We start from the raw sequence: 25,774 nt of genomic DNA, 5'->3' as shown, positions 1-25,774 counted from the left end.
CGGCGACCAGACCGCTGCTCTCGCTTCGCTCCAGCGCACCCGGACGGGCACGGGGTCGAAGTGAGGCGGCAAGGTCGAATCAATTGAGGTCGCGCGCTTCATGCGCGTTCTTGATCATGGTTTCATGACGGGCGGATGAAGCCTGTTTCCACTTTCGGTATCGTGCCGGTTATGCAGGAACCTTGATGATAGCGCGCAGTCCGCCGAGCGGGCTGTCTTCAAGGGTGATGTCGCCGCCATGGGAACGGGCGATGTCGCGGGCGATCGACAGGCCGAGCCCGGTGCCGCTGGCATCGAGGTTGCGGGCTTCGTCGAGCCGCACGAAGGGTTTGAAGACGTCTTCGCGCCGGTCGGCGGGAATGCCCGGACCATCGTCGTCGATGGTGACCAGCAGCGAGCCGCGGCCATGGGTGGCGTTGACTTCCACCGTCTTGGCATAGCGGAAGGCGTTGCCGATGACGTTGGACATCAATCGGGCAAAGGCGTTCGGCCGCACATGCACATCGGGGTCTCCGGCAAGCGTCGTCGACAGCTTGCGCTTGCGCAGCCTGGCTTCCTCGCCAAGCTTTTCGAAATAGGCCTCGAGATCGAACCGTCCGGCGTCTTCCGAAGCCTCGCCACGGGCAAAGGCGAGATAGCCTTCGAGCATCGACTGCATGTCGTCGATGTCCTGGTCGAGCGCGGCCTTGGTCTCGGCCTTGCCGCCGGAAAGCGCCAACTGCAGCTTGAAGCGGGTGAGGATGGTTCGCAGGTCATGACTGACGCCGGTCAGCATGGCGGTGCGCTGCTCGATCTGGCGCTCGATGCGTTCGCGCATCTGCATGAAGGCAAAGCCGGCGCGGCGAACCTCCTCGGCGCCGCGCGGCCGGAAGTCACGCGGCATCGGCCGGCCCTTGCCGAAACTTTCGGCGGCTTCGGCAAGCATCAGGATCGGCCGGATCTGGTTGCGCAGGAAGGGAATGGCGATCATCAGGAGCACCAGCGAGGTGCCGACCATCCAGATAAGGAAGATGTGGGTGTTGGAGGCATAGGCCTGGCTGCGGCGCACGAAGACGCGCAGCACCTTGCCCTCGAGCTGCACGCGCACCTCGACGATGTTGGAGTTGCCGACCGTGTCGATCCAGAACGGGCGGTTAATCTGGCGGGTGATCTCCGACGAGAGAACATCATCCAAAATCGAGAAAAACGGTTTTGGGCCAGGCGCGGGCAGCGGGTCGGGCGGCAGGAGGTCGACCTTCAACTGCATGCGGTCCTGGGCGATGCGTATGATGTTGGTGTAGTCGGCATCGCGCGGATAGGTTTCGATCAGGTCGATGATGGCGGCGATGTCGCGCACGGTGGCCTGCGACAGGCGCTGCGTCACGGTTGCCCAATGACGTTCCATGAAGACGAAGGCGACGACCGATTGCAGCAGGATCATCGGCGCGATGACGATGATCAGCGAGCGGGCATAGAGCCGCTTGGGCATATACAGCGAGACGAGGCGCCAGAAGCGGTTCCAGGCGCGCGGCACCGCCTTCAGCGTCCGCGCGGCGCGTACGCTCAAGCCGCCATTGCCCGGCTGTTCCAGTTCCGTGGTTGCCATTCGCTCATTTCGCTTGCCCGCAGCCGCTCAGCAGGCCGCAGGCGGCATTCTATTCCACGCTGAGCCGATACCCAATACCGCGCACGGTCTGCAGCCAGACCGGGTTGGACGGATCGCGCTCGATCTTGCGGCGCAGCCGGTTGATCTGGACGTCGATGGTGCGCTCGCCGACCTCCGAATCGTCACCGACAAGCTCGTGGCGGGGTATCGTCTCGCCGGCCCTTGCCGCGAAGATCGCCAGGATCTCCTGCTCGCGGTCGGTCAGCTTCAGCGCCTCGCCGCCACGCTTCAACTCGCGCCGGGCGATCTGGAAGGTGTAGGGGCCGAAGACCAACTGCTCGACCTTGGGCGTGGTCGCCGGGCCACCACGGCGAAGGATGTTGTTGATGCGCAGGATCAGCTCGCGCGGATCGAACGGCTTCGGCAGGTAGTCGTCGGCGCCGGCCTCAAGCCCTGAGATGCGGCTGTCGGTCTCCGACAGGGCCGTCAGCATCAGGATCGGTACGTTCTTTTCGGCTCGCAGCGACTTGGTCAGGTCGACGCCCGTTTCACCGGGCATCATGACGTCCAGCACCAGAAGGTCGAAGTCGAGGCCGGCAAGCTTGCGCCTGGCTTCGCCGGCATTGCCGGCGACGGTGACGCGAAAGCCGTTTTCGGTCAGATACTGCTTGAGAAGATTGCGGATGCGGGTGTCGTCGTCGACGACAAGCAGATGCGGCGCGTCGTCGTCCGGCGCGGCCGCGTGATCGACCCGTTCAGTGCTCTCCATGGCTTTTCCCTGACATTTTTGCGGACCCAACGTCGATCTGCGCCCTCAGTTCCGGATTGACCATCGCTTCGAGGAACCGTTCCACCAAGGTCCGTTCGGTTACTCCGGAATCCCCCAATGCAGCATGGATGCGGCGCGACTGTGGCCGCGCCAGCGCCAGCGCCAGCGCACGGCCTTTGGCGGTCGGATAAAGTTCGCGCTGTCGGCGGTCGCGCGGACCTTGCAACTGCACGACATGGTCGGTGTCGATCAACTGCTTGAGCACACGGGCCAAGCTCTGTTTGGTGATCTTCAGCACGTCGAGCAGTTCGGCTACCGTCAGGCCCGGCCTGCGGTTGACGAAATGCAGCACCCGGTGGTGGGCCCGGCCAAAGCCGTAGTCGGCCAGGATCTGGTCCGGATCGGAGGTGAAGTCACGATAGGCAAAGAAGAGCAGCTCGATAATGGCGAAGTCGATGCCGTCCTCGACCGACATCGCGGTCCTGATCGGTTTTCCGGCGGCTGGGCTTCGATCCGTCATTATTTCTCCGTGGGAAAGAGAGATTATGTCAGTACTATTGACGTAATTTCCCTGCAATGGTAATTTTTGACAAGCTTTTGGGCGGATTGCGAACGAAAAGGCAAGGGAAGCCGGTTTTTCCGGAATTTCCTAAGTTTGCCAGAGCGCAATTATCCGCTTACGCTCCACCATAAAAGCCGCTTTGGGCGGCCGACACGAACACACAACGATACAACTATCCGGGCTGCCGCCCGTGGGAGGTTACCATGGCATCCGTTCCCTTCGATCAACTCGATGGCTTCATCTGGATGAACGGCGAATTCGTCCAATGGGGTGACGCCAAGATCCATGTGCTGACGCACGGGCTGCATTACGCCAGCGCCGTTTTCGAGGGAGAACGCGCCTATGGCGGCGAGATCTTCAAGCTCAACGAACACACCGAGCGCCTGCATGAATCGGCACGCCTGCTCGGTTTCAATATCCCCTATACGGTGGCCGAGCTCAACGACGCCTCATCCACGCTTCTCAAGAAGCAGGGTTTCCAGGACGCCTATGTCCGGCCGATTGCCTGGCGCGGCAGTGAGCAGATGGGCGTCTCGGCGCAGAACAACCGCATCAACTGTGCCATCGCCATCTGGCAATGGCCGAGCTATTTCGATCCTGCGCAGAAGCTGAAAGGCATCCGTCTCGATGTGGCGGAATGGCGCCGGCCCGACCCGCGCACCGCGCCTTCCAGGTCGAAGGCAGCCGGCCTCTACATGATCTGCACCATGTCCAAGCACGCCGCCGAGGCCAAGGGCTATGCCGACGCCATGATGCTCGACTGGCGTGGCCAGGTCGCCGAAGCGACCGGAGCCAACATCTTCTTCGTCAAGGAGGGCAAGATCCACACACCCAAGCCTGACTGCTTCCTCGACGGTATCACCCGCCGCACGGTCATTGGGCTGGCCAAGGATCGCGGCCTGGAGGTGATTGAACGCGCCATCCTGCCGGAAGAGCTGGAAAGCTTCGAGCAGTGCTTCCTGACCGGGACGGCGGCGGAAGTGACGCCGGTTTCCGAGATCGGGCCTTGCCGATTCGAGGTCGGCGAAATAGCCAAGAATCTTATGAATGACTATTCTGCGGCCGTTCAGCCCAAGCACGCGATCGCCGCAGAATAACGAAAGTCACAGCTTTTTTAGGAAGTAGGGGCGGTTTTCGGGCCGCCCCTTTTATTTCAGCGTTTCTGCATTTGACTTTCGTCCAATTCGGCGTCTCATGATGGTGTCGGCCCGGGAGGCTGACAGCTATGGAGGGACTAATCATATGGACATGAACACGCTTCTTCCGATCATCATACAGGTGATTACTGGCGTCATCGGTGGTCAGGCGGTCGGTGCGGCGCTCAAGACGGCGGCGATGGGTCAGCTTCCCAAAATCCTGGGCGGAGCCATTGGCGGCGTCGGCGGTGCGGCGATCCTCGGCAGCCTGCTGGGTGGCGGTGCGGTCGATCCGGCGGCTGCGGCAGCAGCAACGAGCGGTCTCGGCAGCGCGCTGAACCTGCAGAACATCGTCGGCGGCGCCGGCGGCGGCGCGATCCTGACCGCCATTCTCGGCGCGGTCATGGGCGCCATGAAGAAGTAGGCGGGCCGTTTCGGTCTTTTCAAATGGGCGGCTTCGGCCGCCCATTTCCGTTTTCGGAGCTACCGATTGTTCGTCTTTCGAGGGTGGACGCCCTTTGTCCGCGCCTCTACATCACCCGTGAACATCGAAAGGACGATCATGGGTCAGCTCAATGCCGGCATCGTGCCGGTCACACCGTTCCAGCAGAATTGTACCATCCTGTTCGACATGGATGACAAGCATGGCGTCGTCGTCGATCCTGGCGGCGATATCGACAAGGTGCTGGCGGTGCTGAAGGACAATGCGATCTCAGCCGGGGCGATCTGGATAACGCATGGCCACATCGACCATGCCGGCGGCGCAATGGAGTTGAAGGAGGCGCTCGGCGTCGAGATCATCGGTCCGCATGAGGCCGACAAGTCGCTGCTCGACAATCTGGAAAACCAAGGCAAGCGCTACGGCATCGCCGGAGCGCGCAACTGCGTGCCCGACCGGTTCCTGTCCGAAGGCGAGACCGTGTCGTTCGGCGGCCATGTGTTCGAGGTGCTGCACTGCCCCGGCCATGCACCAGGTCACGTCGTCTATTACAACCGCGCGGCCAAGTTCGCCCATGTCGGCGACGTGCTGTTCCGCGGCTCGGTCGGCCGCACCGACCTGCCGGGTGGCGACCATGCGGCACTGATCGCTTCGATCAAGGACAAACTCCTGCCGCTCGGCGACGACATCGGCTTCATCTGCGGCCACGGTCCCGGCGGACGTTTTGGCGAGGAGAGGCGGACCAATCCTTTTCTCGTTTAGAGCAATTCACCATTTCACGGAAACGGCGGGGCCGCTCTGACCCTTTGTTCTGACTCAATTTCCAAGGGAAAGCGCTTTGCGCTTTCCCGGGAAACCGTTTCACACTTTTCCTGGAATTGCTGTAGGGCGTGCCGATATTCGCCTGCCCCAATCCTGTGATGCTCCAAACAAAAAAGCGCTGACCTTGCGGTCAGCGCTTTTCTGTTGGGGCGGGAAGCCCTGGTTTAGTTCGCCGTGCAGAAATGCTGTTCGCCGTCATTGCCGGTGAACGTGCCGGTGCGGGAATTGAAGGTGCGGTAGCGGTCCGAGCAGTATTCGTACCAATCACGCGTCCACGGCTCGGCATAACGATCAGCGTAGACCACCCGCGGCTCCGCATAGTAGCGGCGGACCGGGGCCGGGCGCACCACCACGTCACGATCGTAGTAACCGTCATCGTAGTAGCGGTCAGCGTCGGGCGGCGGGCGGTCATTGGCCAATGCGCCACCGATCAGCGCACCGGCCGCGAGGCCGAGCACGCCGGCGGCAATGGCATCGCCGTTGCCATGATGGCCATGATGGCGGCGCCAATCACGTGCGTTGGCGGCGGGCAAGGCCGAAAGCGTGGTGGCGACCACGGCAGCGGCCAGGACGGCGGTCTTGAAAATTCGGTTCATCTCGGTCTCCTTCGTGCCGGCCCGTGTAGTTTCGGGGATGCGGTCCGGCTTTACCAAAGACTAATATGCAACCGTGGCTGAACGGGGGCTGAACGGATTTCGACGAATTTATTCACAACAGGCGTCAAAGGTCACACGCCCTCCAGGGAGCGAAAACCATCGCCGGTCCAAGCCGGCTCAGCCGACCGACAGGTTGACGGCCTTGGGTCCCTTGCCGCGCTTGTCCGGCTCGGTGTCGAACGACACTTTCTGGCCATCCTCCAGGCCGGGAAGGCCGGACGCCTGCACGGCTGAAATATGGACGAAAACATCCTTCGCGCCATCATCGGGCGTGATGAAGCCGAAGCCCTTGGCATGGTTGAAGAATTTGACGGTGCCGGTCTGCGGCATGGGAAGCTCCTTTGTCCCATAAACTCCAGTCTCGGGCCGGCAAATGCCCGAATGGAAATTTGTCCTTTATTTTAGCGTCATCGGCAAGAGAAAGTTTTGCAGGCGTCTAAAGCACGTTGCGGCACGCTTTGGGTCTTTGTTTTTATGCAAGTCGTTGCCCAGAACCTGGCGGCTTGGGCGACATCACCGGCCCGCGCCTTCGATAAGGAAAAGGCGCGACGAAGATCGCCGCGCCTTTCAAAATTCAGATCCCTCTCCAGGCCAGGTGCAGGCATGGAGCCTCCGTCGCACGTCCGAGTGACATGCGGCGCGCCGATGGCTCAGGCTGCGCGGAGGTTGACGGCCTTGGGGCCCTTGCCCATGCGGTCCGGCTCGACGTCGAAGGTGACCTTCTGGCCGTCGACGAGCGTGCGCAAGCCGGAGGCTTCGATCGCGGAGATATGGACGAACACATCCTTGGCGCCACCATCGGGCGTGATGAAACCGAAGCCTTTGGTCGCGTTGAAGAATTTAACGGTGCCGGTCTGGGCCATTGGGGAAACTCCTTCACCCGTTCAGTCTTTGGTGGTCCCGCCCGCCGCCTGGCGCAAAGGGCAGTTCCCGGTGGTTGCTTCGGCAGTCATGCATTGGCGCATGGTCAAACCCCCCGCCGAAAACGGGGCCGTCAGAGATTCACAGTATCGGGGAAAGGTCGTCCAAAACGTTCCGCTCTCCGGGTCGCAAATGCCCGAACACGGAATTTATCGCACGGAAACGTGATGGTTGCAAGATACCGCCGCGGGCCGCCGTACTGGCGCATCCCGACGCATCAATCGACTGACCTGAGCATCGATGGGCTCGGCATAGGCTTGCTTGCCGGCCGGGTCATCGGCCAGAGCCGGGCCACGAATGGGCCAGACATCGCGGCGCGCTGACCTCCCTTGCGGTCCAGGCGCCGTTATCGTTTGCCGAGCTCAAACGGGGGTTGCATTTGGCAAGGGAATGGCGAGGATCGGTAACCGGGGACCGATCGTGGGAGATCATCATGAAATTTCTGGCGGCAATCTTTTCGCGGCAGGGTTTTGTCATCTTGTTGCTGTCGGCAATTCTTGCCGCCTGCACCGTTGTCGTCGATGAGGGACCAGGGCCACGCCCGCGTCCGCCACGGCCCGAGCCGCAATATTGCAGCAAGCAGTACGAGCCGGTCTGTGCCCGGCGCGGCGGCGATCGCCAGACCTTCGCCAATTCCTGTCTTGCCGACCGGGCTGGCTACCGCATCGTGCGCGACGGTCCGTGCCGCGACAGCGGCGGTGGCGGTGGCGGTGGCGGTGGCGGTGAAGAGCAGACGTTCTGCACCCGCGAATATGCTCCGGTCTGCGGCCGCCGGCATGGCGCGATGCGCACCTTCCCCAATTCCTGCGAAGCCCGCGCCGCGGACTATCGCGTCGTTGGCGACGGGCCGTGCTGAGAACGCTGCGCGTTGTTGAGGACGACAGGCGTCAAGCCGTTGGCTTCACCTGGCGACAGTAGGCGATGAACTCGGACGCGGGCATGGGTTTGGCGAACAGCCAGCCCTGGCCGTAGTCGACGTCGCGCTCGGCGAGATAGTCAGCCTGCGCCTGCGTTTCCACGCCCTCGGCAACGATCTTCAGCTTCAGTGTCTTGGCCATGCCGATGATATGCGGGGTGACGGAACTGGTGGCGGAATTCGTGCTGATCGTGTCGATGAACGATTTGTCGATCTTGAGCGCATCGAGCGGCAGCCCCTCGAGATAGGACAGGCTGGAATAGCCGGTGCCGAAGTCGTCGATTGCCACTGCGTGCCCCAGTTCGCGGGCACGAATGAGCGTCGAACGCGCCGAGTTGATATCGACGAAACCTCGCTCCGTGGCCTCGAGCCAGATTTGCTGGGGCCGGATTCCGGTGTGCTGCAACGCCTTTTCGATAATAGGCAGGACCCGCGCGGTGCCGACATCGGTTGCGCTGAGATTGATGGCGATGTGAAGCGAGCGATCGGCGACCAGGAGCCTGTTCAGGTCGAACACAACCATCGCAATGACCTGATCGGTAATCGCCGTGATCAGGCCGCTCTCTTCCGCCAGCGGAATGAAAAGATCGGGCCGGACCAGGGAGCCATTCGGCCGCTTCCAGCGCACCAGCGCTTCCGCGCCGATGCAATTGCCGGTCCTGAGCTCGACGATCGGCTGATAGTGGACGATGAATTCGTGCTTGCGCACGGCGATCTGCAATTCTCCCAAGGGCGAAAGCCGCCTTCGTGACAGCCACACAACCACGCCGATGATGAAGGCAGCCATGAAGGCGCCGAGCGGGAGCAGCATGAATTGCTGCTTGCGAACGCTGCCCAGGATCTGGCTTGTCGGTTCGGTGGCGACAGCAATCCAGTCCGTCCCGCGCGCCGTGGCAAACAGGAGATCGTCATCGATGCCTTCGCCGGGGCCGGCGATGATCTTCTCGATACGGGCAGGATTCGGGCTATTCAACGCGCCAAGCAGGATGCCCGTTTGCGTCGTCAAGGCGATCTGGACACCGGGATCGACGATGACGTCGACAAAGCGTACCGGATCGACAAGGACGTTGTGATCCCTGTATCGCAGCGCCATCAGAAAATGGCCCTCGCTCATCACCGGCTGCATGCGGGCGGTGACGGCAATGCCGTCCCTGGTGGTGAAGTCAGGGGTGGATTGCGCAACGCGCCCTTCGGTCGGTCCCCAGGAAGAGCATTTGAGCAGGCCGTTTTCGAAATAGCCCATTTCTTCGATCGGGCGCGTGCTGATGGTGAGTTGCCGCATACGGGCTATATGGTCCGCCGAACAGCGGATGCCGGTGAACTGGTCGATCTGCCGCAAAGCGGCGGTGGCATCGTTGAGCGAGATGTCGGCCCTGGCGATGGCGCGGCTGGCGAACAGCTGCAGCCGCTCATGTTCCTTTTGGACGGCCTGAGTCCAAGCGAGATGAAACATAGCCGCGATTGGCAAGATGGCGCCCAGCATGGCCAACATCACCGCCGTCACGATGATGCGCGATCTGTCCATGCGCCTCCTGCCTTCGGGTATGAGCGGCGATCGTGGGTGGTCGCCCGCAACGTCTCGGCCACCAATCGCGGCAGCGGCCCGGTTCAGGCGGATCTTAGGGCCTCGATCTTACGTGAACTTTAATGGAGTCGTGGGGCAGCACCGCTGCTCTAAACCGGATAGGCGCCGTCGGCCGGGCCGGCATAGAGCTCGCTGCCACTGTCGTCGCAGATGCGCAGGCGATCGGGGATTTGCGGCATCGCCAGCGTGTGGAACAGCGCGGTGGCGCCCTGCAGCGCGGCGCGCAGGTTCGGCGCCTCCAGCGATACCTTGTCGAGAGTGGCTTCGTCGGCGTCGCGCGACCGGTAGAACTCGATAACGAAATTCAAGCGCGCCTCCGTGGCAGAGCATTGCGCAGGCCTGTCCAGTCAATTCGCCACCTCACAGAGGACGACGGAAAGGGCGCACGAGGCGCGCCCTCCAGTTTGTCAGCCTTTCGACTTCGGCTTCAAGCTGCTCTCCGCCTGCTTGACCGACGAACCGAACGGGGAGGCGGGCTTTGCCACGACCTTGTCCTTCTTCGGCTTGCGTGTCTCGCGGTTGCTACGCTGTTGACCTTTGGACATGTCGTGCTCCTGCTTCAGTGTTGGCTTGGCGGTGGGGTCTCAGACGAGCGGGTTGCTGGCAACAACGGGGTTGTCGGCAACAACCGGATCTGCCGGTTCGAGATTGTCTTCGGTGGTGACCCGCTCATAGGTCTCCTGCTCGCTGCGGATGCGGTATTGCGGCGAACCATCCTTGACCGGCAGCCTGCTCTTGATCTGGAACAGTTCGGCGGTCTTCTGAACGAGGCCGGTGCGGCTCTTCATGCGCACGGTCTGACCGATCGAAAACTGGTGCGCGGGTGTGTCGGTGCGCGGGCGCGCATTCTGCTGGAAACGGATCATGCTGCATTCTCCCTGTCGCGCTTCAGCGCTGTTTCGAGTTCGAGGTAATCGATGGCGACAAGCTGGCTGGTGGGCGGGTTTTTCGCTGCCCTTGCCGGCAGATGGATGAAAGTGGCGACGCGGCGCCAGGCAAGCCGCGACATGCCCTCGATCAGCTCTTCGTCGTGGTCGATGTCGTAGTCGCCGGCCGGCAGCTGCCCTTCCAGTCCGCCGAGCACGAAAGGTGCGGTGAAGTGCGCGATGGTGTGGGTGGTGCGGTCCGGCATTGTCTTACCTATGCAAAGCAGCGGTCCTGAAAACAAAAAAGCGGGGACGAGCCCCGCTTTCCTATTTCCGGCAGTCGCTGGAAATAAGCCGCTTTCGAGAGCTGCCAGTACATCCGTGGTCAGCGTTCATCGAATTCGGCCGGATCAGATCAATTGCAAATTGGCGGCCGACTCGCGGCCCTTGGTGTCACGCTCCAACTCGAACTGCAGCTTCTGGCCTTCGGCGAGGCCGGGGAAGCCGGCGCGCTCCAGTGCGCTGACATGGACAAAGACGTCCTTGCCGCCATCGGTCGGCTGAATGAAGCCGGTCTGACCATTGTAGAACTTCACGGTTCCGGTGTTCATGTCGGTCTTTCGAAGAAAGAGAATGGTCGCGCGGAGCGAATATGCCGCGCGCCCGGTATCGATGATTTGGAATGAGATTGGCGGGCCGAGAACCTCTGACGCCGCGAGATGCCAATTCTGGCCCAAAGCGATCCTGCACAGATAGGTCTTTGTTGTAATTTAATCAAGGCGTTTTAAAATAAAATTGGGCTTCATTCAAAAAATTGCGCGCTGTAACTATCAGAAAAATGATGATACAAATTCATACAATTCAAAAACTGTTTGAAGCTTAGCGGGAATAATTCTCACGGTATTTTCATTTTTCTTGTGAGTTGAAGAAGGAGACCTCAAGATGTCCGTAAAGACGCCAACAGGCACCCCCGTAACGATCACGCCGGTCGCAAAGCCGGTAATGGCAAAGCCGATGGTTGTCCTGTCGCCGCGGCTGACTGTCAGAAGTGACGAGGCGGCAAAGCGAAGGATCGCCGACACCGATGGAACGGTTCGGCGTGCCAGGCAGGTTGCCGAGACCAATCGCCTGATTTGATCTTTCCGCACCGACGAAAGGACGAGACAGCAAGCGAAGCCTTGAACCTGGCGCGCCAATGGCCTAGATCGCCACAGGCGGATAAAACACGGCAGGTTTCCCATCAACAGAGATCAAAGACGAGCGGCGGGTGCGGGAGCCAGGTCTGGCGCAGGCGGACAGCCGCCGCTGGGCCTCGACCAGTATGTGCAGCAGGCGTTGCAACTGCATCAGGCGGGGCGCCGGCAAGAGGCTGAGACGATCTACCGGCAGGTGCTGGCGCGTCAGCCCAAGCATGCGGCCGCGGCGCATTTCCTGGGACTGCTGCTGCACCAGACCGGGCGCAGCGAAGAAGGGCTGGATCTCATCGAACGGTCGGTGAGCCTGCAGCCGACGAATCCCGATTTCCTCAACAATTTCGGTACGGTGATGCGCGACCTCGGCCGCCCTGCTGCGGCCATCGATTTCTTCCGCGGTGCGGTGGATCTGCGGCCGGACCAGCTCGCGGCGCGCGACAATCTCGGCTCATCGCTGAAGCAGGTCGGCCAGTTCGAAGAGGCCGAAGAGATTTATCGCGGCACGGTTGCACGCAATCCATTTCACGTGCGCGCCCGCATCGGGCTTGCCGAAACCCTGCAGGAAGCCGGGCGGCTGGATGAGGCGCTCGCCGTCTTCCGCGAAGCGCTGGCGATACGCCCCAAGGATGCCGACCTGCTGCACGGGCTCGGCGTCGGGCTGATGGAAAAGGGCAAGCTCGACGAGGCGGCCGACCTGTTCCGGCAGGCGTTGGCGATCAACCCCGTCATGGCCACAGCCTGGCTGATGCTGACGCAGGTCAAGCGCCAGAAGGAGCGCGACAGCGAGCTTGGGGGCATGGAAGCCCAGCATGCCAAGGCGCCGCAGGACAGCCTGGCACGCATGCAGCTGTCCTTTGGACTCGGCAAGGCGAATGACGATCTCAGGGATTATGGCCGGGCCTTCGACTATTTCGCCGAAGGCAATGCGATCCGCCGCAAAAGCATCAACTACGACCAGGCCAGGACGCGGGCCGAGTTCGAGGCGATGAAGGCCACCTTCGATGCCGGCTTCTTCGAGAAGCACAGGCCCAGCTCAATCAGCGACGACACGCCGATCTTCATTGTCGGCTTGCCGCGTTCGGGCACGACGCTGGTCGAGCAGATCATTGCCAGCCATCCGCAGGTCTACGGCGCAGGCGAGCTCAGCATCTTGAAGAAGGCGGTCGGCAGGCAGTTCCCGGCGACCATGCCGGGTGGCTTCCCATGGGGCGTATCGGATATGGGCGATGCGGATTTTGCCGAGGCAGGGCAAGCCTATCTCGACATGCTGCATGCCCGCTATCCGAACATGCGTCACGTCACCGACAAAATGCCAGGCAACTTCCTGCTGGTCGGCTTCATCCACATGATGATGCCGAAGGCCAGGATCATCCACTGCGCGCGCGATGCGGCGGCCACCTGCCTGTCGATCTACAAGGTGCATTTCCGCGGCGACAGCCATCGCTATGGCTACGATCTCGGTGAGCTCGCCGACTTCCACAATCTCTACACCGACATCATGAAGCATTGGCACACGGTGCTGCCGGGCGTCGTGCATGATGTACGCTACGAGGATTTTGTCGCCGACCAGGAAGGACAGACGCGGGCATTGATCGCTCATCTCGGTCTGCCCTGGGACGACGCGGCTCTATCGTTCCACGAGACCGACCGACCGGTTCGCACGGCTTCAGCCGCACAGGTGCGCCAGCCGATGTATCAAGGGTCGGTCGATCTGTGGAAGCGCTATGGAGACCGGCTCAAGCCGCTGCTCGACAAGCTGGATTAGCGCAACGCTATCTAGCAGATCGTGGCCTTAGAGATTGGCCTAAGCAGCCGCTTCGTCATCCTAGGGTCTTCGCGACGGAGCTTCGCCCTAGGATGACGAAGCTGAGAGGCTTCTTCTAATCTGTTACCGGCTGCTCAAAGCTCAATGAATGGCTTGAAGCCACCGAAGATCATGCGCTTGCCGTCGAACGGCATGTCCGCCCAATCGGCCTTCAAGCGCGGATCTACCATCACCTTGGCCATGACGGCATCGCGGCTCTCCCGCGACTCATAGACGGCCCAGGCGAAGACGACGATCTCGTCGTCCTTGGCCTGCACGGCACGCGGGAAGGACGTGACCTCGCCATAGGGCACGTCGTCGCCGATGCATTCGACATAGGCGAGCGCGCCATGTTCCCTCCAGATAGGCCCTGCGAGGTTGGCCAGCTTCTTGTAGTCATCGAGTTTTGCCCTGGATACGGCAAGTACGAAACCATCGACATAGGACATTTTGGATCTCCTCCTGGAAGTTCACAGGGCCTCACCGGCGCCGGCCGGTGAGGGGCTCGGGCCATCGGCGGCAGATCAGGCTTTCTTCACCGGCGCGTTCATCGCCCATTCGACGCCGAACGGGTCGCGCATATTGCCCCACTGATCGCCCCAGAACATGACCTGGAGCGGCACGGCGACTTCGCAGCCGGCATCGACGGCGCGCTTCCACCAGGCTTCGATGTCGTCGCTGCCGAGGTGAAGCTGCATGGTGTAACCCTGCGGCTTGACGGCGGGCATTCCGTTTTCCGGATAGAAATCGGAGAGCATGAGGGTCGAGCCATTGATGTGGAGGTGAATGTGCATGGTGCGGCCTTTTTCGTCCGCCGGGTAGGCAAAGACCTGCTCCGCGCCGAAGGCCTTCTTGTAGAATTCGGCAGCCTTGAAGGCGCCATCCAGCTGCAGATAGGGGGTCAATCCGCCGAGCACTTTGGCCGCGGGCTGAACGGGGGTCTGATCAGTCATTTGTTGTTCCTCTTTGCGTTTGGCCTTGCGAGCCATAGGACGGATCGGACGGCGGCGATCCTACATGGCGGCGAAATTTTTTTGGCGGTCGGCCCTTGATAATCCCGGACAGCCGCGGGCTCGAGCGAGAGGCGTGAAACGAACTTGCGTCGGCGGCGCCCAATCAGAGCGCAATTCTCTCGGCTCGCAGGCTAGAACAGATGGATCACGCGAACGCCTCTTCAACCCCGGGACGACAATGATCCTCTACTATCAGACCCACTCACCCTTCGCGCGCAAGGCGCTCGTCTTTGCCCATGAGGCCGGCATTGCCGATCGGCTGGAGGTCATCCATCATGAGACCAGTCCGACCCTGCGCAACGCCGATGTCTACGCCGAAAATCCGCTTGGCAAGGTGCCGGTGCTGTTGCGGCCAAATGCGTCGCCGATCTTCGATTCCGATGTCATCTGCGCCTATCTCGACACACTGCATGACGGCCGCAAGCTGCTGCCGCAGGACGGCGAAGCGCGCTGGCAGGCGTTGCGGCTGCAGTCGGTTGCCCAGGGCCTCGCGCAGACAGGCATCGCTTTGCGCTGGGAGACGGAAAGAAGACCCGAACTGCTGCGTTATAGCGCTCTCGCCGACGGATACCGGGAAAAGATCGAGGCGAGCTACGACTGGATCGAAAGCACGCTGGACGACGAGCCGCTCCATGTCGGCCACATCGCCTTGGCCACCACGCTGTCCTGGATGGCGTTCCGCCACCTGCCGCCTTTTCGCTCGCGGGCGCGGCTGACGCACTGGTTCGAGGCTTTCGAAAAACGCGTATCGATGCAGGCGACACCGCTTTCAGGTGATACGCATGACTGACTGGCGCCTCGCGAGGTCAGGGGCGGCGGCCGTTCTGCGCGTCGAAGACGTCCGGAAAGCCGATATCCTTGCGCAGCGAGGCTGGCAGTGAAAGCAGGATGCGCTCGCTGCGGTGACGAGCGCGCGCTGCCGCATATCGGGTTGCGACGCGACCGATGGATGAAAGAACCGACATGATAATTCTCCCTGGGTTGGCGCCGGCATCATCGTGTCGGCATCCCAAGGACGCGACGGGCTGAGGCTATCCGACAGACCGTCGAGATTTTTTATCGCGGCGTCTGATGGTCTGTCCGAATGCTGCCGTGCGGACCTACGCAACCCTGAGCGTAGGGATCGCTGAAACATCAACTTCACGCTCTGCGTGCCAAGCATCGAAAGCCGCTTGCATTCGAAGCCAAATCGCGGCGCCGTCGCCGAACAGCTTCCCGAGGCGAGCGGCCACAGCCGGCGAAACCGGCTTCTTTTCGCGGATGATGTCATAGAGCTGCTGCCGGGAGATCCCGAGCAGATTTGCAATTTCCACCTTGGTCTTTCCAGTTGCCGGGATAATGTCCTCAAGCAGCGCTCCCGGGTGGGAGGGACAACGCTCAATAGGACGCGTCGGCTCGTGCACGGTCATAAGTCGAACTTCTCCAGTCTGGCCGCCTCAGTGATATTGCTCGAAATCGACGCGGGCGGCGTCCTTGCCGTCGAACTCGAATGTGATGCACCACGGACCGTTGACGTGGACCGTGTAGCGGATTGGATCGAAGCCTTTCAGCGGGTCGAAATCGAAGCCGGGAAGGTTCATTTCCTCCGGCTTCTCCGAAGCTTCCAGGCGGTCAAGCCGGACAAGAATGCGCTTGTGCATCTTGGCGTCGATCTTGCCGGTCCTTCCGGTTTGAAAGAGGTCCGACAGCGCCTTGTTCTTGAAGGACTTGATCATGGATAAATGTAAACAGTTTGCTTACAAGACGCAAGGTCTGTAAGCAAATAATTTACATTCCAGTCGACCTCCCTTGGCCTCATCCTGCCGTTTCGGCCACCTCGCGGAAGAAATCCTCGGGATCCTCGACTTCGGTCAGCCGCCGCTTCTCGATCAGCCAGAAGCGGTTGCCGATGGCGCGGATGAAGGAGCGGTCGTGCGAGGCGAGCACGCAGCTGGCCTGATGTGCCAGCAGTTCCGCTTCCAGTGCTTCCTGGCCGTCAATGTCGAGATGGTTGGTCGGCTCGTCGAGCAGATAGAAGTTGGGATCGGCGAGCCTCAGCGCCAGCATCATCAGCCGCGCCTTCTGGCCGCCGGACAGCACGCCGATCTTTTTCTCCTGCATCTCGATGACCACGCCGGCGCCGGCCAGCAAGGACCGTGCGCGCTGCTCGCCGACATCGTAGCGGCGCGAGACCATCGCCAGCGGCGTGTCGTCGCCGCTGATGCCCGACAACGCCTGATCGCTGTAGCCGAGCACCGTTGACGGCGTCACCTTCACATTCCGCACCGTGTCCGGTTCGACAATGGCATTGCGGATCAAGGTGACGAAGCGCGACTTGCCGACGCCGTTGCGGCCTAGCAGCACGATGCGGTCGCCCTGGCAGATGTGGCGCTTGCCGGTCCGAAACAGCAGCGTGCCATCGGGTGTTTCGACAGCCGCGTCGTCGAGCGTGATCAACACTTTGGCGTGGGTACCGCGATTGGCCAGTTTGATGGCACCCGCCGACTTCTCGCGATGCGCCGGGTTCGCCGCTTCCTCTAGTTTTTCGGCCCGCTGGTTGAGTTGCTTGGTCTTGACCGTCAGCAGATCGCTGCCCGAATTGATGCCGATGTTGTTGAGCTTGGCCGCCTGTCGGCGCAATTGCTGCGCCACCTTCATGTCGCGCTGGAACTTGCGCTCCGTCGAAGCATCGACCTCGTCGAGCGCCAGCCTGGCGCGGGAGTAGGGCAGGGCAAACACCGGCGACTGTTCCGGGCGCAGGAACAGCGTCCGGTTGGTGGTGGCGTCGAGAAAGGCGCGGTCGTGGCTGGCAATGACGACCGGCACCTCACGCGGCAATGCGTTGAGCCAGGTTTCCAACTGGCTGATGCGAGCAAGGTCGAGATGGTTGGTCGGCTCGTCGAGCAGCAGCACGTCCGGATCGGTCACCCAGACGCGGGCGATCAGCGCCAGTCTCTGCCAGCCGCCGCTCAGCGCCTGCATTGGCCGCTCGCGCATGGGCTCCGGCACATCGAGTGAATCGAGAACCACGTCGACGCGCCACAGCTCGCTTTCAGCCTGCTCGGGCGGCAAGACGTCGGCCACTACCTGATGGAAGCTGCGGGTGAGAAGGGCCGGGGCAACGGATTGCTCGACATGACCGACGCGCAGGCCGCGCGTGCGGGTGATGTCACCGGAGGTCGGCTCCATCTCGCCGGTCAGGCATTTCAGCAAGGTCGACTTGCCGCGGCCATTGGCGGCGACAATGCCGAGCCGGTCGCCGGAGCCGATGGTGAGGTCGAGATTGGCAAACAGCGGCGCACTCATGGTGACGCCGAGGGATTTGAGGCTGATCAGGGCCATTTTGATTTCTCTGGTCTTGCCGGAGGAAAAGTCCGGTTCAATGCACTTTGACGGTGCGCAGGCTGGCCATCAGGCTCGGCGTTGCAACACCACGAAGGGCAGACCAAAAAATCGAAGCGGGAAAAACCCGGACCGTCCCTGGTCAGCCCTGCAAGCAAGCTCGCAGGGCAGAAATCGGGCCACGCTGACGATGGTGACGATGAAACGTAAACACGTGAGCCCTCCTTTCAAGACGTTCGAGTGTGCGGAGCGATTACACCAAAGGCGAGGCTGGTGGCAAGTGGGCGGTCCAGGAGGGAGCGAAGCGCTGAAGCTGCCAATCTCCCCCCTCGTGGGGGAGATGTCCGGCAGGACAGAGGGGGGCGCTGTCCTGCCGGCATTTGAATGAACTACTTCCCCGGCCGTCCGGTCTTGCCGGGCCTGCGCTTTTCGCGGCGAGCGTCGCTTGGATCCTCGTAGGAGCCGATGCCGGCGCGTTGGCGGACGATTGGTTTGCCGTCGTGTTCCTTCGCGCCCCCCTCTGTCCTGCCGGACATCTCCCCCACTTGGGGGGAGATCGGCTGTGGCTTGGCCGGCACTTTTCCTTCGACCGGCTTTTCCGTGCGCCTGACCGTCATCTCATCCAGCGAGTTCTTCTTGAACAGCGGCTTGGTGGCGTCGCCCGGAATGCCGAAGTCGGAGCCGTGCGCTTCCTGCGCCGACTGTTTCTTGAACAGCGAGCGCGATACGGCGCCTGACGGTGTCGTCATGTCGGTGCCAGGGCCCATATCGTCGATCGAAGGCTTGGCAAACAGCGGCTTCTTTACCGGTACGGCGCCATCGGCGCCCATTTCGTCGAGCGCTGGTTTGCGGAAGAGGTTGGGCCGGGCGGCCCTGGCGGCTTCCTCTGCGGCCTGTGCCGCGTCGAGCTTGCGGAAACGCTCCTGTTCCTCAGCTGTACGGTGTTTGGCCACACCCTTGTTGTGCTTGCCTTTTTCGCGACCCGAGGCCGGGCTTTCCATATCGGCGTATTTGGCCAGTGGGTCTTCGGAGATGGACAGTTCCATCTCTCGCAGACGCTTGATCTCGTCGCGGATACGAGCCGCCTTCTCGAAGTCGAGATTGGCCGCGGCATCGCGCATCTGCTTTTCCATCGCGTCGAGATGGGCCTTGAGGTTGTTGCCCATCATGGCGCCGGCATTGTCGGTGAACTGCGAAATGTCGGCGCGGACGTGGTCCTTCTCGTAGACCGAATCCAGAATGTCGGAGATGCGCGACTTGACCGATTCCGGCGTGATGCCGTTGGCCTCGTTCCATTCCACCTGCTTTTCGCGGCGGCGGTTGGTTTCGGCCATCGCCCGTTCCATCGAGCCGGTCACCTGGTCGGCATAGAGGATGACCTTGCCGTCGACGTTTCTGGCGGCGCGGCCGATGGTCTGGATCAGCGAGGTTTCCGAGCGCAGAAACCCTTCCTTGTCGGCGTCGAGAATGGCGACGAAGCCGCATTCGGGAATGTCGAGGCCTTCGCGCAGCAGGTTGATGCCGACCAGCACGTCGAAGGCGCCGAGGCGCAGATCGCGCAGGATCTCGATGCGCTCCAGCGTGTCGATGTCGGAGTGCATGTAGCGGACGCGGATGCCTTGCTCATGCAGATATTCGGTCAAATCCTCGGCCATGCGCTTGGTCAGCACCGTGACCAGCGTGCGGTAGCCGGCCTTGGTGGTGTCGCGGATTTCGCCAACGACATCGTCGACCTGGGTCTTGGCCGGGCGAACCTCGACCGGCGGATCGATCAGGCCGGTCGGGCGGATGACCTGTTCGGCGAAGACGCCGCCGGCCTGCTCCATTTCCCAGCCGCCAGGGGTCGCCGAGACGGCGACCGAAAGCGGACGCATGGCATCCCATTCCTCGAAGCGCAGCGGCCGGTTGTCCATGCAGGACGGCAGACGGAAGCCGTATTCGGCCAGTGTCGCCTTGCGGCGAAAGTCGCCGCGATACATGCCGCCGATCTGCGGCACGGTGACATGGCTTTCATCGATGAAGACCAGCGCGTTGTCGGGAATGTACTCGAACAGCGTCGGCGGCGGATCACCCGGCTGGCGGCCGGTGAGATAGCGCGAATAGTTCTCGATGCCGGCGCAGGAACCGGTGGCTTCCAGCATCTCGAGGTCGAAGCGGCAGCGCTGTTCCAGCCGCTGCGCCTCGAGCAGGCGGCCTGCGCGCTCGAGTTCGACCAGCCGGTGCTTGAGCTCTTCCTTGATCGACTTGATCGCCTGGTTCAGCGTCGGGCGCGGCGTCACATAGTGCGAATTGGCGTAGATCTTGACGCTTTTCAGCTCGCCGGTCTTCTGGCCGGTCAGCGGGTCGAATTCGGTGATCTGCTCGATCTCGTCGCCGAACATTGAAATGCGCCAGGCGCGATCCTCCAAGTGGGCCGGGAAGATCTCGATCGTGTCGCCGCGCACGCGGAACGAGCCGCGAACGAAATTGATGTCCTGCCGTTTGTACTGCTGGGCGACGAGATCGGCGAGCAGCGCGCGCTGGTCGAGCCGATCGCCGATCTGCATCTGGAAGGTCATCGCCGTATAGGTCTCGACCGAGCCGATACCGTAGATGCAGGACACCGAGGCGACGATGATGACGTCGTCACGCTCGAGCAGCGAACGCGTCGCCGAATGGCGCATGCGGTCGATCTGCTCGTTGATCGAGGATTCCTTCTCGATGAAGGTGTCGGTGCGCGGGACGTAGGCTTCCGGCTGGTAGTAGTCGTAGTAGGAGACGAAATACTCGACGGCGTTTTCCGGGAAGAATTTCTTGAACTCGGAATAGAGCTGCGCCGCCAGCGTCTTGTTCGGCGCCAGGATCAAGGCAGGGCGCTGCGTCTCCTCGATCACCTTGGCCATGGTGAAGGTTTTTCCGGAGCCGGTGACGCCGAGCAGCACTTGGGTCCGGTCGTTGTTGTCGACGCCTTCGACCAGATCCTTGATCGCGGTCGGCTGATCGCCGGCCGGCTCGAAATCCGAAACCATCTTGATGGCAATGCCGCCTTCGGATTTTTCGGGGCGGGCAGGGCGGTGCGGCGTCCACAGCACGCCGTCCTTGTGCAGCGGATTGCCGGATTCGATCAGCGCCGACAGCGCGGCGACGGTAGCGGTGACGCTGCCCGAGGCCATCGTCTCGGCGTCTTCCAGCGAGATGTCGAGACCGGCGACCGGGTTGAGGCCGGCTGCCGTGCGCTCCCTGGCTGACGCCGCGCCACCCATCGAGGTGCCGCGCGAACTGCGTCCCGGCGAGCTTGAGCGCTCGGGTATCTTCTTCGACGGCTTCGGCGATTTGCCGCCGTCGCCCTTGCCGACAAGACGTCCTTCGTTTTCGGCTTCCTGCTCGATCTGCTCGGCCCAATCCGCGATCGAACCGGTCAGCGGCGTGCCAGAGAGCTCCGGCTGCGGCATCTCGGCGAAACCGCCTTTGTGCAGCGGCTCGGAGGCGTCGAGGAAATCGGTCAGCGGGCTGCGCCGCTTCGGCGCGGCGCGGTCGTCGTTCGCCGTCGGCGGCGTTTTCTTATCGGGGGATTTGGCCATGTCCCGAATATGGGATTTCCTGGCCAAAATGGAAAGAGCGCGGTGGGGAGAGGCGTGCCGAACAGCGCTGCTCCTGACAGCAGGCTGTCAGGAGCAGGCGGGAAGGTGCGGCCGAAAGCCTCTTGTCGCTACACGCCCCTGGCGGCTGATGCGACCTGCGTCGCCGACCCGTTCAGGCGCGGCACCACGACAAGGCGTTTGATCTTGCCCTTCTTGTAGGCGGCGAGGAAGCGCGCATAGTCCTTGAAGGCGACGCAACCGCTCGACTGGCCGTAGCGGCCTCGAAGCAGGTAGGTATGGGCCAGAAAGCCGTCGCGATTGTATTTGTTGCGGCCATCGGCCGGTGTCAGGCGCAAGGCCTCCACTCCGTGGAAGCGCGTCTCGCGCAGCGACAGATTGTAGGTGTTGGGCGGTGTCGGTCCGCGGTTCTTCTGGTCGGCATAACGCGGCTGGTCCGTCATGGCGCCGATGCCAGAATGAGCCTCGAGCCTTGAGCCGTCAGGCATGTAGACGGTGCCGGCGCTGATATCGTAGACGGCGACGCCATTTCCGGCTCCGCTTCTGGATCCCGGCGAGTTGAACAGATTTCTGAACGCCTTGCCAAGGCCGCCCGAAGGCGTGTCGGGCTTAGCATAGGCCAGCACATCGCCGCCATCGGCTGGCCGGCCTTGCCGCGTCGGTTTCGCCGGCTGGGCCTGCTGGACCGTCTCGCGTGCCGGCTTCGATTGCTGGGCGGGCTTGAGCTGCTGAACAGATTTGGGCTGCTGAACGGGCTTAGGCTGCTGCTGGACGATTTTGGGCTGCGGCGGGTCGAATTGCGGGCGGCGGGTCGGCAACGGCACGTCGTTGGTCAGCGCGTCCGGCAGCGAGGCGGCATCACCGGGTTGATCCTGCTGGGTTTCGACGGGGGAAACCGCGACATCGGCTGACGATTCCTCGATCGGCAGCGGTGAGGCAAACGCCCCGGCGTCGACCGGCAGCGACTGCACGAGGGCAAGTGCCAACTGCGAATTGTCTGGCGTATCAGATTGGGCAAAGCCCATCGGCTGCGGTGCGGTCTGCACGACCACCGAGCCGGTATCCAGCCGGGCGAAACGTTCGGCCGCCGGAACTGGCATGTTATCGGACAGGCTGGCCGTGACCTGGACGGACGGCACCAGCGACGCCTCGGCAATTCGCGGTGCGACGGTGGAGATCACCGGGCGCGTGTTGGCAGTGGCGGCAGGCTTTCCGGCGTCGGCAAAGGCAGCGGCCAGCTTCATCGGCGAAAGCGACGCTTCCATGCGTTCGAAGCGCTCCTGCGCCTTCGACTTCACGGCGGCTGGCATCGGCTTTGCCTGCGCTACAAGGCGTTCGGACTTTTCCGCCCGTGAGCTTACCCTGGCCAGCTTGAAACAGCTGGCACCGCACTGCACCGAATGATCATGCAGGGCCTGAGTGCCGCCATTGGCATTGGCCAGCACGAAGGGTGCTTTCAAGAAGTGCTGTTTCAGCGGATCGGTAAATGCGAGCGATCCCGGCATGGACAGCGTCTGGGGCAGGCCAACCGAAGTCGCCGACAGCGAGGCGCCGACGGAACTGAGGCCGGCCATGGTGCCGATCAGCCAAAGGCCGATGGCAGTGCTGACGCAGGGCAGTGCGACCCAGCGGGCCACCCGGCCAGCGTTGAAGGAAGAGGAACGCGGAGCATCGACGAACTCGCCGCCCTCACGCTGTCCCCGGTTTTTTTTATGTGTACTCAACAACGCCATGCAACCAATCTCGCTTCAATCGGTTTCCCCGTACGTGGCCTTGAGAGCCGCGACGACCATTCTGTGAGTGATCCCAGGTGGTCCCCGACGCGTTTGCCGCGTCTGTAGTTGGTTGCCAATTGCTTCAAAATATGGACAAAGTTGGTTAATCAATTCCTCTCAAAACCAACGACGAGATGTGGATTTTGGCCAAATCAGCCTTCGTCCACGGCCAGGAAAGTGGTGTTGTCGCCCTTCCGACCTGGTTTTGCTGCCTGTTTTTGGCGGCCGAGTCAAGCAAAACAGCCGCTGCTAATTTTTGCGAAGCGCCTTCGCGCGGCATCTGCAGTGAGGTGACTGCCAGCAGACATCGCTTGGGAAAGGCGCCTGTTTCCAGTAAAAATGTTGCCGGTCTTGCCAAGATTTCCCCTGCGGAAGAGCCTCAACATCCCGCCCTCAGTTGAACCAGAGCGCAAAGGTCAGAAACCCGCCGCCGCCGAACTGGCGCTGGATCTGGTCGAAATCGCTGCTGGTGACGAGCTCGCCGCTTTCGAGGTAGGGCGCGATGGCCGGGCCGGTGATCGACAGCACCAGATCGAAGTTTTTCGGGTCATCGAAGAAGCGCTTCATGTTGATGCCAAGGCCCGTGCCGGCGGTGACGCGGAAATGCGGCAGCAACTTGCGGCCCTCCAGGAGATCTTCGGCCATGGTCAGGGCGGCGAGCCAGGCCTGAACCTGCTCCTCGCCGACTTCGAGGCCGGTGAGCGGGTTCTCGCCCTTCTGCTGCGGTCCAGGCAGCCATTCGCGGTCATTGTCGGTCTCGGCGCGGATCGCCTTCCAGTCCTCGCGCGACAGCCGGATCATTTCCAGCAGGTGGCGGCGCGCCGCTTGCCGGCGCTCCGGTTCGACCACCGGCCAGTTGATGAGATGCACCATCGAGATGAAATCGGCGATGCGCCATTCCGACGAGAAGATGCTCGAGCCCATGTCGCCGGCCGGCGGCACCAGAATATCCTGCAACGGCAGCTTGGCGCGCGGGAACAGCATGTGGAACGAGCCGTCGAAGGTGCTCCTGAAATCATGCGCCAGCCAGAAATCGGCCTGGGCCATCAGGAACTCGGCATAGCCCTGCAGCCAGTACCCGTCGGCGCGGTCGAAACGGAAGGTGAGCGTGGGGACGGCGTCGTCCGATGTAATGCCGCCACGGGACAACGCGGCGATGATCGCCGCCATGCTCTCGTCCGGAGCGATGGTGCCGTCCTCGTTGAGGTCTATGCCCGCACGGGTGAGATCGATCGCCATGCCGATATCGGCGTTCGCCGGCACCGACGCAAACGTCGCCGCGGATTTTTCCAGCCGGTCGCGGAAGCCGACCAGGATGGCGCGGAACTGCTCGTAAGTCAGCGGCTCGGGATTGGGATTGTCGGGCACCGGCAACCGCATCAGTGGCAGCATGAAGGACTGCGGGCTTTCGAAACCATGGCGGTGCAGGCCGGTGGCCAGGATCTCCAATGCGGTGAAGAACTCGCCCGCCCCGGCCGCATAGGCGGATGCCGGGTCGTTTGGCGCGGCGGCCTCCAGCATCGACAGGGCAGCGTCGCGCGCGGCCACGCTCTTCGCCTCGAACAGTCGGGTAGCCGCTTCGGGCATTGCCGCCGACGCGGAAGACAGCGGCAGGAGCAAAATGAAAGCGGTCAGCAGGCCTGCCAGTCGTGTCATCTTTTCCCCCAATATTTGTCGCGCAGCGCAGATATACACCATTTGCAGCGCTGCGCTTCAACCCGCCCGCCGGACGGTCTACACAGGGCAAACAATTGGGCATCGCGTGTCGAATTATCCGTTTTCCTACAAACTGTCCTGGCTGCCGCGTTTCTTGAAGCCGTCTCTGGCCGGCGACGTGCAAGACTTTGCGCTGATGGCTGGGACGCTTATGGATCCGCCGCCGAGGCAGACAATGCGGCTTGCCTTTGTCGGGGACATCTCGGCGGTGGCCAACCGCAGCGCGCCGGATTGCGATCCGGCGATCAAGGCGCTGCTCGGCGCTGCCGATCTGGTGATCGGCAATTGCGAAAGCCCCGTGGTGGACAGACCAAGCGCGGCGCTGGGCACAAGGCTCGGCACGCATCATGCGATGAGCGAGTTGTTTCTGGCCGAGGCGCTGGCGGCGGTTGGTATTGCGCGAGAAAGGCTCGTGCTGTCGCTGGCCAACAACCATGTGCTGGATCAGGGCGTCGCCGGTTTCGACGAGACGGTGGCGGCGTTGCAGCGGCTCGGCATCCGCACGGTCGGCCTGGCCGCCAATGGCCCGGTGGTGCCTGTCCAGGTCGGACCGCTTGATATCGGCTTCGCCGCATTCACGCTGTGGCGCAACGCCGATGAAAAACTGTTTGCGGGGCGCGTTTCGATGGACAGCGATCCGACGGGCTGGCCGCGCGCTGGCTTGGATCTTCTCTGCGCCGTGCCGCATTGGGACTGGGAGTTCCGGCATTTTCCGCGTGCCGAGACGCGGGCGCTGGCCAGGCGGCTGGCCGGGCAGGGCGTCGGACTGATCGCCGGCCATCACGCCCATGTCGTGCAGCCGGTGGAAAGGATCGACAAGACGGTGGTCGCTTATGGACTTGGCGATTTCCTCGGCACCGCCTTCGCCCGCCAGCCATGGCCGGGTCGCATCGGTTCTATCCTCACTGTCGATGTCAGTGCCGATGCCGGTACGCGCGGGACGATCGCGTCTTACCGGCTGCATCCCTTCATGCGCCTGCGCGCCGGCGACCATGAGCGGCTGGTGTTGGTGGAGGCTTTGGAGGGCCGAGTGCGTGACAAGGTCGAGGGGCGACTGAAAGCGATCTTCCCTTCTCCACCAACCGATCAAGGCGTACCCGCTTAAACGTCTGGCGGC

At 62.3% G+C, this 25,774-nt stretch carries 31 protein-coding genes; 8 read left to right on the top strand and 23 right to left on the bottom strand.

Annotated elements, in window-relative coordinates; all coding sequences use genetic code 11:
* Nucleotides 1-169: 169 nt before the first annotated feature.
* From NKJ37_RS10400 to NKJ37_RS10390, 3 genes are read right to left on the bottom strand one after another with little or no spacing between them, the layout of a single operon-like run.
* Nucleotides 170-1,585, bottom strand: coding sequence for an ATP-binding protein (locus tag NKJ37_RS10400; protein ID WP_127268417.1), 1,416 nt, complete (start codon nt 1,583-1,585; stop codon nt 170-172).
* 49 nt (nt 1,586-1,634) lie between these two features.
* Nucleotides 1,635-2,354, bottom strand: coding sequence for a response regulator (locus NKJ37_RS10395; protein ID WP_013530014.1), 720 nt, complete (start codon nt 2,352-2,354; stop codon nt 1,635-1,637).
* A complete protein-coding gene (locus NKJ37_RS10390; protein WP_027039379.1) occupies nt 2,341-2,874 on the bottom strand; it encodes a MarR family winged helix-turn-helix transcriptional regulator in 534 nt (177 codons plus the stop codon). The genes NKJ37_RS10395 and NKJ37_RS10390 overlap by 14 nt, the downstream gene beginning before the upstream one ends.
* 245 nt (nt 2,875-3,119) lie before the next feature.
* On the opposite strand from NKJ37_RS10390, the gene NKJ37_RS10385 reads away from it, so the two are divergent.
* From NKJ37_RS10385 to NKJ37_RS10375, 3 genes are all read left to right on the top strand, one after another.
* Entirely contained in the window at nt 3,120-4,013 is an 894-nt protein-coding gene (locus tag NKJ37_RS10385) for a branched-chain amino acid aminotransferase (protein WP_352773793.1), read from the top strand.
* Nucleotides 4,014-4,158: 145 nt separating this feature from the next.
* On the top strand, nt 4,159-4,476 hold the full coding sequence (locus tag NKJ37_RS10380) for a hypothetical protein (protein ID WP_023809804.1): 318 nt from the start codon (nt 4,159-4,161) through the stop codon (nt 4,474-4,476).
* Nucleotides 4,477-4,614: 138 nt separating this feature from the next.
* Complete coding sequence (locus NKJ37_RS10375; RefSeq protein ID WP_127268419.1) at nt 4,615-5,253, top strand: MBL fold metallo-hydrolase; 639 nt, start codon at nt 4,615-4,617, stop codon at nt 5,251-5,253.
* A gap of 224 nt (nt 5,254-5,477) precedes the next feature.
* Here the strand turns inward: NKJ37_RS10375 and NKJ37_RS10370 are convergent, their stop codons facing one another.
* The 3 genes from NKJ37_RS10370 to NKJ37_RS10360 form a co-directional block, all read right to left on the bottom strand.
* Nucleotides 5,478-5,909 (bottom strand): BA14K family protein, encoded by a 432-nt coding sequence (locus NKJ37_RS10370; RefSeq protein WP_127268420.1) that lies wholly within the window; start codon nt 5,907-5,909, stop codon nt 5,478-5,480.
* Nucleotides 5,910-6,086: 177 nt separating this feature from the next.
* Nucleotides 6,087-6,299: a cold-shock protein gene (locus tag NKJ37_RS10365; protein ID WP_013530020.1), complete on the bottom strand. Its 213-nt coding sequence runs from the start codon at nt 6,297-6,299 to the stop codon at nt 6,087-6,089.
* Between the two features lie 320 nt (nt 6,300-6,619).
* Entirely contained in the window at nt 6,620-6,832 is a 213-nt protein-coding gene (locus NKJ37_RS10360; RefSeq protein ID WP_006202520.1) for a cold-shock protein, read from the bottom strand.
* Nucleotides 6,833-7,057: 225 nt separating this feature from the next.
* On the opposite strand from NKJ37_RS10360, the gene NKJ37_RS10355 reads away from it, so the two are divergent.
* Together NKJ37_RS10355 and NKJ37_RS10350 are read left to right on the top strand one after the other, a co-directional pair.
* Nucleotides 7,058-7,213 carry a hypothetical protein gene (locus tag NKJ37_RS10355; protein ID WP_164748816.1) on the top strand — a complete coding sequence of 52 codons (156 nt, stop codon included), beginning with the start codon at nt 7,058-7,060 and terminating at the stop codon, nt 7,211-7,213.
* A gap of 110 nt (nt 7,214-7,323) precedes the next feature.
* A complete protein-coding gene (locus tag NKJ37_RS10350) occupies nt 7,324-7,746 on the top strand; it encodes a Kazal-type serine protease inhibitor domain-containing protein (RefSeq protein ID WP_352773792.1) in 423 nt (140 codons plus the stop codon).
* Nucleotides 7,747-7,777: 31 nt separating this feature from the next.
* On the opposite strand, the gene NKJ37_RS10345 is transcribed toward NKJ37_RS10350, so the two are convergent.
* The 7 genes from NKJ37_RS10345 to NKJ37_RS10315 form a co-directional block, all read right to left on the bottom strand.
* Nucleotides 7,778-9,331: an EAL domain-containing protein gene (locus NKJ37_RS10345; protein WP_352773791.1), complete on the bottom strand. Its 1,554-nt coding sequence runs from the start codon at nt 9,329-9,331 to the stop codon at nt 7,778-7,780.
* A gap of 149 nt (nt 9,332-9,480) precedes the next feature.
* Nucleotides 9,481-9,699, bottom strand: coding sequence for a hypothetical protein (locus tag NKJ37_RS10340; protein ID WP_352773790.1), 219 nt, complete (start codon nt 9,697-9,699; stop codon nt 9,481-9,483).
* Nucleotides 9,700-9,798: 99 nt separating this feature from the next.
* Nucleotides 9,799-9,936, bottom strand: coding sequence for a hypothetical protein (locus NKJ37_RS10335; protein WP_164482279.1), 138 nt, complete (start codon nt 9,934-9,936; stop codon nt 9,799-9,801).
* Nucleotides 9,937-9,975: 39 nt separating this feature from the next.
* Nucleotides 9,976-10,257 (bottom strand): hypothetical protein, encoded by a 282-nt coding sequence (locus NKJ37_RS10330; protein ID WP_127270520.1) that lies wholly within the window; start codon nt 10,255-10,257, stop codon nt 9,976-9,978.
* Complete coding sequence (locus NKJ37_RS10325) at nt 10,254-10,523, bottom strand: hypothetical protein (RefSeq protein ID WP_352773789.1); 270 nt, start codon at nt 10,521-10,523, stop codon at nt 10,254-10,256. Before NKJ37_RS10325 ends, NKJ37_RS10330 begins: the two co-directional genes overlap by 4 nt.
* Nucleotides 10,524-10,667: 144 nt before the next feature.
* Entirely contained in the window at nt 10,668-10,868 is a 201-nt protein-coding gene (locus tag NKJ37_RS10320) for a cold-shock protein (RefSeq protein WP_127326808.1), read from the bottom strand.
* Nucleotides 10,869-11,087: 219 nt separating this feature from the next.
* Entirely contained in the window at nt 11,088-11,453 is a 366-nt protein-coding gene (locus NKJ37_RS10315) for a hypothetical protein (RefSeq protein ID WP_352773788.1), read from the bottom strand.
* Nucleotides 11,454-11,592: 139 nt separating this feature from the next.
* Between NKJ37_RS10315 and NKJ37_RS10310 the strand changes: the two genes are divergently transcribed.
* Complete coding sequence (locus NKJ37_RS10310; protein ID WP_352773787.1) at nt 11,593-13,215, top strand: tetratricopeptide repeat-containing sulfotransferase family protein; 1,623 nt, start codon at nt 11,593-11,595, stop codon at nt 13,213-13,215.
* A 134-nt stretch (nt 13,216-13,349) separates the two neighbouring features.
* Here NKJ37_RS10310 and NKJ37_RS10305 read toward each other — a convergent pair whose 3' ends face one another.
* Both NKJ37_RS10305 and NKJ37_RS10300 read right to left on the bottom strand, forming a co-directional pair.
* A complete protein-coding gene (locus NKJ37_RS10305; RefSeq protein ID WP_352773786.1) occupies nt 13,350-13,703 on the bottom strand; it encodes a DUF1428 domain-containing protein in 354 nt (117 codons plus the stop codon).
* 75 nt (nt 13,704-13,778) lie between these two features.
* A complete protein-coding gene (locus tag NKJ37_RS10300; protein ID WP_127268665.1) occupies nt 13,779-14,207 on the bottom strand; it encodes a VOC family protein in 429 nt (142 codons plus the stop codon).
* Nucleotides 14,208-14,445: 238 nt separating this feature from the next.
* On the opposite strand from NKJ37_RS10300, the gene NKJ37_RS10295 reads away from it, so the two are divergent.
* Entirely contained in the window at nt 14,446-15,057 is a 612-nt protein-coding gene (locus NKJ37_RS10295) for a glutathione S-transferase family protein (RefSeq protein WP_352773785.1), read from the top strand.
* Nucleotides 15,058-15,073: 16 nt separating this feature from the next.
* On the opposite strand, the gene NKJ37_RS10290 is transcribed toward NKJ37_RS10295, so the two are convergent.
* The 8 genes from NKJ37_RS10290 to NKJ37_RS10255 form a co-directional block, all read right to left on the bottom strand.
* A complete protein-coding gene (locus NKJ37_RS10290; RefSeq protein WP_127268662.1) occupies nt 15,074-15,232 on the bottom strand; it encodes a hypothetical protein in 159 nt (52 codons plus the stop codon).
* Nucleotides 15,233-15,367: 135 nt separating this feature from the next.
* Nucleotides 15,368-15,676 carry a HigA family addiction module antitoxin gene (locus NKJ37_RS10285; protein ID WP_127268663.1) on the bottom strand — a complete coding sequence of 103 codons (309 nt, stop codon included), beginning with the start codon at nt 15,674-15,676 and terminating at the stop codon, nt 15,368-15,370.
* Between the two features lie 27 nt (nt 15,677-15,703).
* Nucleotides 15,704-15,982 carry a type II toxin-antitoxin system RelE/ParE family toxin gene (locus tag NKJ37_RS10280; RefSeq protein ID WP_352773784.1) on the bottom strand — a complete coding sequence of 93 codons (279 nt, stop codon included), beginning with the start codon at nt 15,980-15,982 and terminating at the stop codon, nt 15,704-15,706.
* Nucleotides 15,983-16,061: 79 nt separating this feature from the next.
* Entirely contained in the window at nt 16,062-17,588 is a 1,527-nt protein-coding gene (locus NKJ37_RS10275) for an ABC-F family ATP-binding cassette domain-containing protein (RefSeq protein ID WP_352773783.1), read from the bottom strand.
* Nucleotides 17,589-17,977: 389 nt separating this feature from the next.
* Nucleotides 17,978-21,148 carry an excinuclease ABC subunit UvrB gene (gene uvrB / locus NKJ37_RS10270; RefSeq protein WP_352440381.1) on the bottom strand — a complete coding sequence of 1,057 codons (3,171 nt, stop codon included), beginning with the start codon at nt 21,146-21,148 and terminating at the stop codon, nt 17,978-17,980.
* 128 nt (nt 21,149-21,276) lie between these two features.
* Nucleotides 21,277-22,899, bottom strand: coding sequence for a DUF2778 domain-containing protein (locus tag NKJ37_RS10265; RefSeq protein ID WP_023809782.1), 1,623 nt, complete (start codon nt 22,897-22,899; stop codon nt 21,277-21,279).
* Nucleotides 22,900-23,044: 145 nt separating this feature from the next.
* Nucleotides 23,045-23,299, bottom strand: coding sequence for a hypothetical protein (locus NKJ37_RS10260; RefSeq protein ID WP_155930561.1), 255 nt, complete (start codon nt 23,297-23,299; stop codon nt 23,045-23,047).
* Nucleotides 23,300-23,334: 35 nt separating this feature from the next.
* Nucleotides 23,335-24,597 (bottom strand): hypothetical protein, encoded by a 1,263-nt coding sequence (locus NKJ37_RS10255; RefSeq protein WP_023809781.1) that lies wholly within the window; start codon nt 24,595-24,597, stop codon nt 23,335-23,337.
* 106 nt (nt 24,598-24,703) lie between these two features.
* On the opposite strand from NKJ37_RS10255, the gene NKJ37_RS10250 reads away from it, so the two are divergent.
* The gene (locus tag NKJ37_RS10250; protein WP_023809780.1) at nt 24,704-25,762 is read left to right on the top strand and encodes a CapA family protein; all 1,059 of its coding nucleotides are present in this window, start codon (nt 24,704-24,706) and stop codon (nt 25,760-25,762) included.
* The last annotated feature ends 12 nt before the right edge of the window (nt 25,763-25,774 follow it).

It is taken from the genome of Mesorhizobium sp. M0140 (assembly GCF_040322475.1).
Lineage (GTDB): Bacteria > Pseudomonadota > Alphaproteobacteria > Rhizobiales > Rhizobiaceae > Mesorhizobium.
This window is presented reverse-complemented; position numbering and strand designations above follow the sequence as displayed.

Excerpts from the sequence above, each read along its gene's own strand:
- NKJ37_RS10400 (WP_127268417.1), bottom strand. The coding sequence starts at position 1,585 with ATGGCAACCACGGAACTGGAACAGCCGGGCAATGGCGGCTTGAGCGTA.
- NKJ37_RS10395 (WP_013530014.1), bottom strand. The coding sequence starts at position 2,354 with ATGGAGAGCACTGAACGGGTCGATCACGCGGCCGCGCCGGACGACGAC.
- NKJ37_RS10390 (WP_027039379.1), bottom strand. The coding sequence starts at position 2,874 with ATGACGGATCGAAGCCCAGCCGCCGGAAAACCGATCAGGACCGCGATG.
- NKJ37_RS10385 (WP_352773793.1), top strand. The coding sequence starts at position 3,120 with ATGGCATCCGTTCCCTTCGATCAACTCGATGGCTTCATCTGGATGAAC.
- NKJ37_RS10380 (WP_023809804.1), top strand. The coding sequence starts at position 4,159 with ATGGACATGAACACGCTTCTTCCGATCATCATACAGGTGATTACTGGC.
- NKJ37_RS10375 (WP_127268419.1), top strand. The coding sequence starts at position 4,615 with ATGGGTCAGCTCAATGCCGGCATCGTGCCGGTCACACCGTTCCAGCAG.
- NKJ37_RS10370 (WP_127268420.1), bottom strand. The coding sequence starts at position 5,909 with ATGAACCGAATTTTCAAGACCGCCGTCCTGGCCGCTGCCGTGGTCGCC.
- NKJ37_RS10365 (WP_013530020.1), bottom strand. The coding sequence starts at position 6,299 with ATGCCGCAGACCGGCACCGTCAAATTCTTCAACCATGCCAAGGGCTTC.
- NKJ37_RS10360 (WP_006202520.1), bottom strand. The coding sequence starts at position 6,832 with ATGGCCCAGACCGGCACCGTTAAATTCTTCAACGCGACCAAAGGCTTC.
- NKJ37_RS10355 (WP_164748816.1), top strand. The coding sequence starts at position 7,058 with ATGGTTGCAAGATACCGCCGCGGGCCGCCGTACTGGCGCATCCCGACG.
- NKJ37_RS10350 (WP_352773792.1), top strand. The coding sequence starts at position 7,324 with ATGAAATTTCTGGCGGCAATCTTTTCGCGGCAGGGTTTTGTCATCTTG.
- NKJ37_RS10345 (WP_352773791.1), bottom strand. The coding sequence starts at position 9,331 with ATGGACAGATCGCGCATCATCGTGACGGCGGTGATGTTGGCCATGCTG.
- NKJ37_RS10335 (WP_164482279.1), bottom strand. The coding sequence starts at position 9,936 with ATGTCCAAAGGTCAACAGCGTAGCAACCGCGAGACACGCAAGCCGAAG.
- NKJ37_RS10330 (WP_127270520.1), bottom strand. The coding sequence starts at position 10,257 with ATGATCCGTTTCCAGCAGAATGCGCGCCCGCGCACCGACACACCCGCG.
- NKJ37_RS10325 (WP_352773789.1), bottom strand. The coding sequence starts at position 10,523 with ATGCCGGACCGCACCACCCACACCATCGCGCACTTCACCGCACCTTTC.
- NKJ37_RS10320 (WP_127326808.1), bottom strand. The coding sequence starts at position 10,868 with ATGAACACCGGAACCGTGAAGTTCTACAATGGTCAGACCGGCTTCATT.
- NKJ37_RS10305 (WP_352773786.1), bottom strand. The coding sequence starts at position 13,703 with ATGTCCTATGTCGATGGTTTCGTACTTGCCGTATCCAGGGCAAAACTC.
- NKJ37_RS10300 (WP_127268665.1), bottom strand. The coding sequence starts at position 14,207 with ATGACTGATCAGACCCCCGTTCAGCCCGCGGCCAAAGTGCTCGGCGGA.
- NKJ37_RS10295 (WP_352773785.1), top strand. The coding sequence starts at position 14,446 with ATGATCCTCTACTATCAGACCCACTCACCCTTCGCGCGCAAGGCGCTC.
- NKJ37_RS10290 (WP_127268662.1), bottom strand. The coding sequence starts at position 15,232 with ATGTCGGTTCTTTCATCCATCGGTCGCGTCGCAACCCGATATGCGGCA.
- NKJ37_RS10285 (WP_127268663.1), bottom strand. The coding sequence starts at position 15,676 with ATGACCGTGCACGAGCCGACGCGTCCTATTGAGCGTTGTCCCTCCCAC.
- NKJ37_RS10280 (WP_352773784.1), bottom strand. The coding sequence starts at position 15,982 with ATGATCAAGTCCTTCAAGAACAAGGCGCTGTCGGACCTCTTTCAAACC.
- NKJ37_RS10275 (WP_352773783.1), bottom strand. The coding sequence starts at position 17,588 with ATGGCCCTGATCAGCCTCAAATCCCTCGGCGTCACCATGAGTGCGCCG.
- uvrB (WP_352440381.1), bottom strand. The coding sequence starts at position 21,148 with ATGGCCAAATCCCCCGATAAGAAAACGCCGCCGACGGCGAACGACGAC.
- NKJ37_RS10265 (WP_023809782.1), bottom strand. The coding sequence starts at position 22,899 with ATGGCGTTGTTGAGTACACATAAAAAAAACCGGGGACAGCGTGAGGGC.
- NKJ37_RS10255 (WP_023809781.1), bottom strand. The coding sequence starts at position 24,597 with ATGACACGACTGGCAGGCCTGCTGACCGCTTTCATTTTGCTCCTGCCG.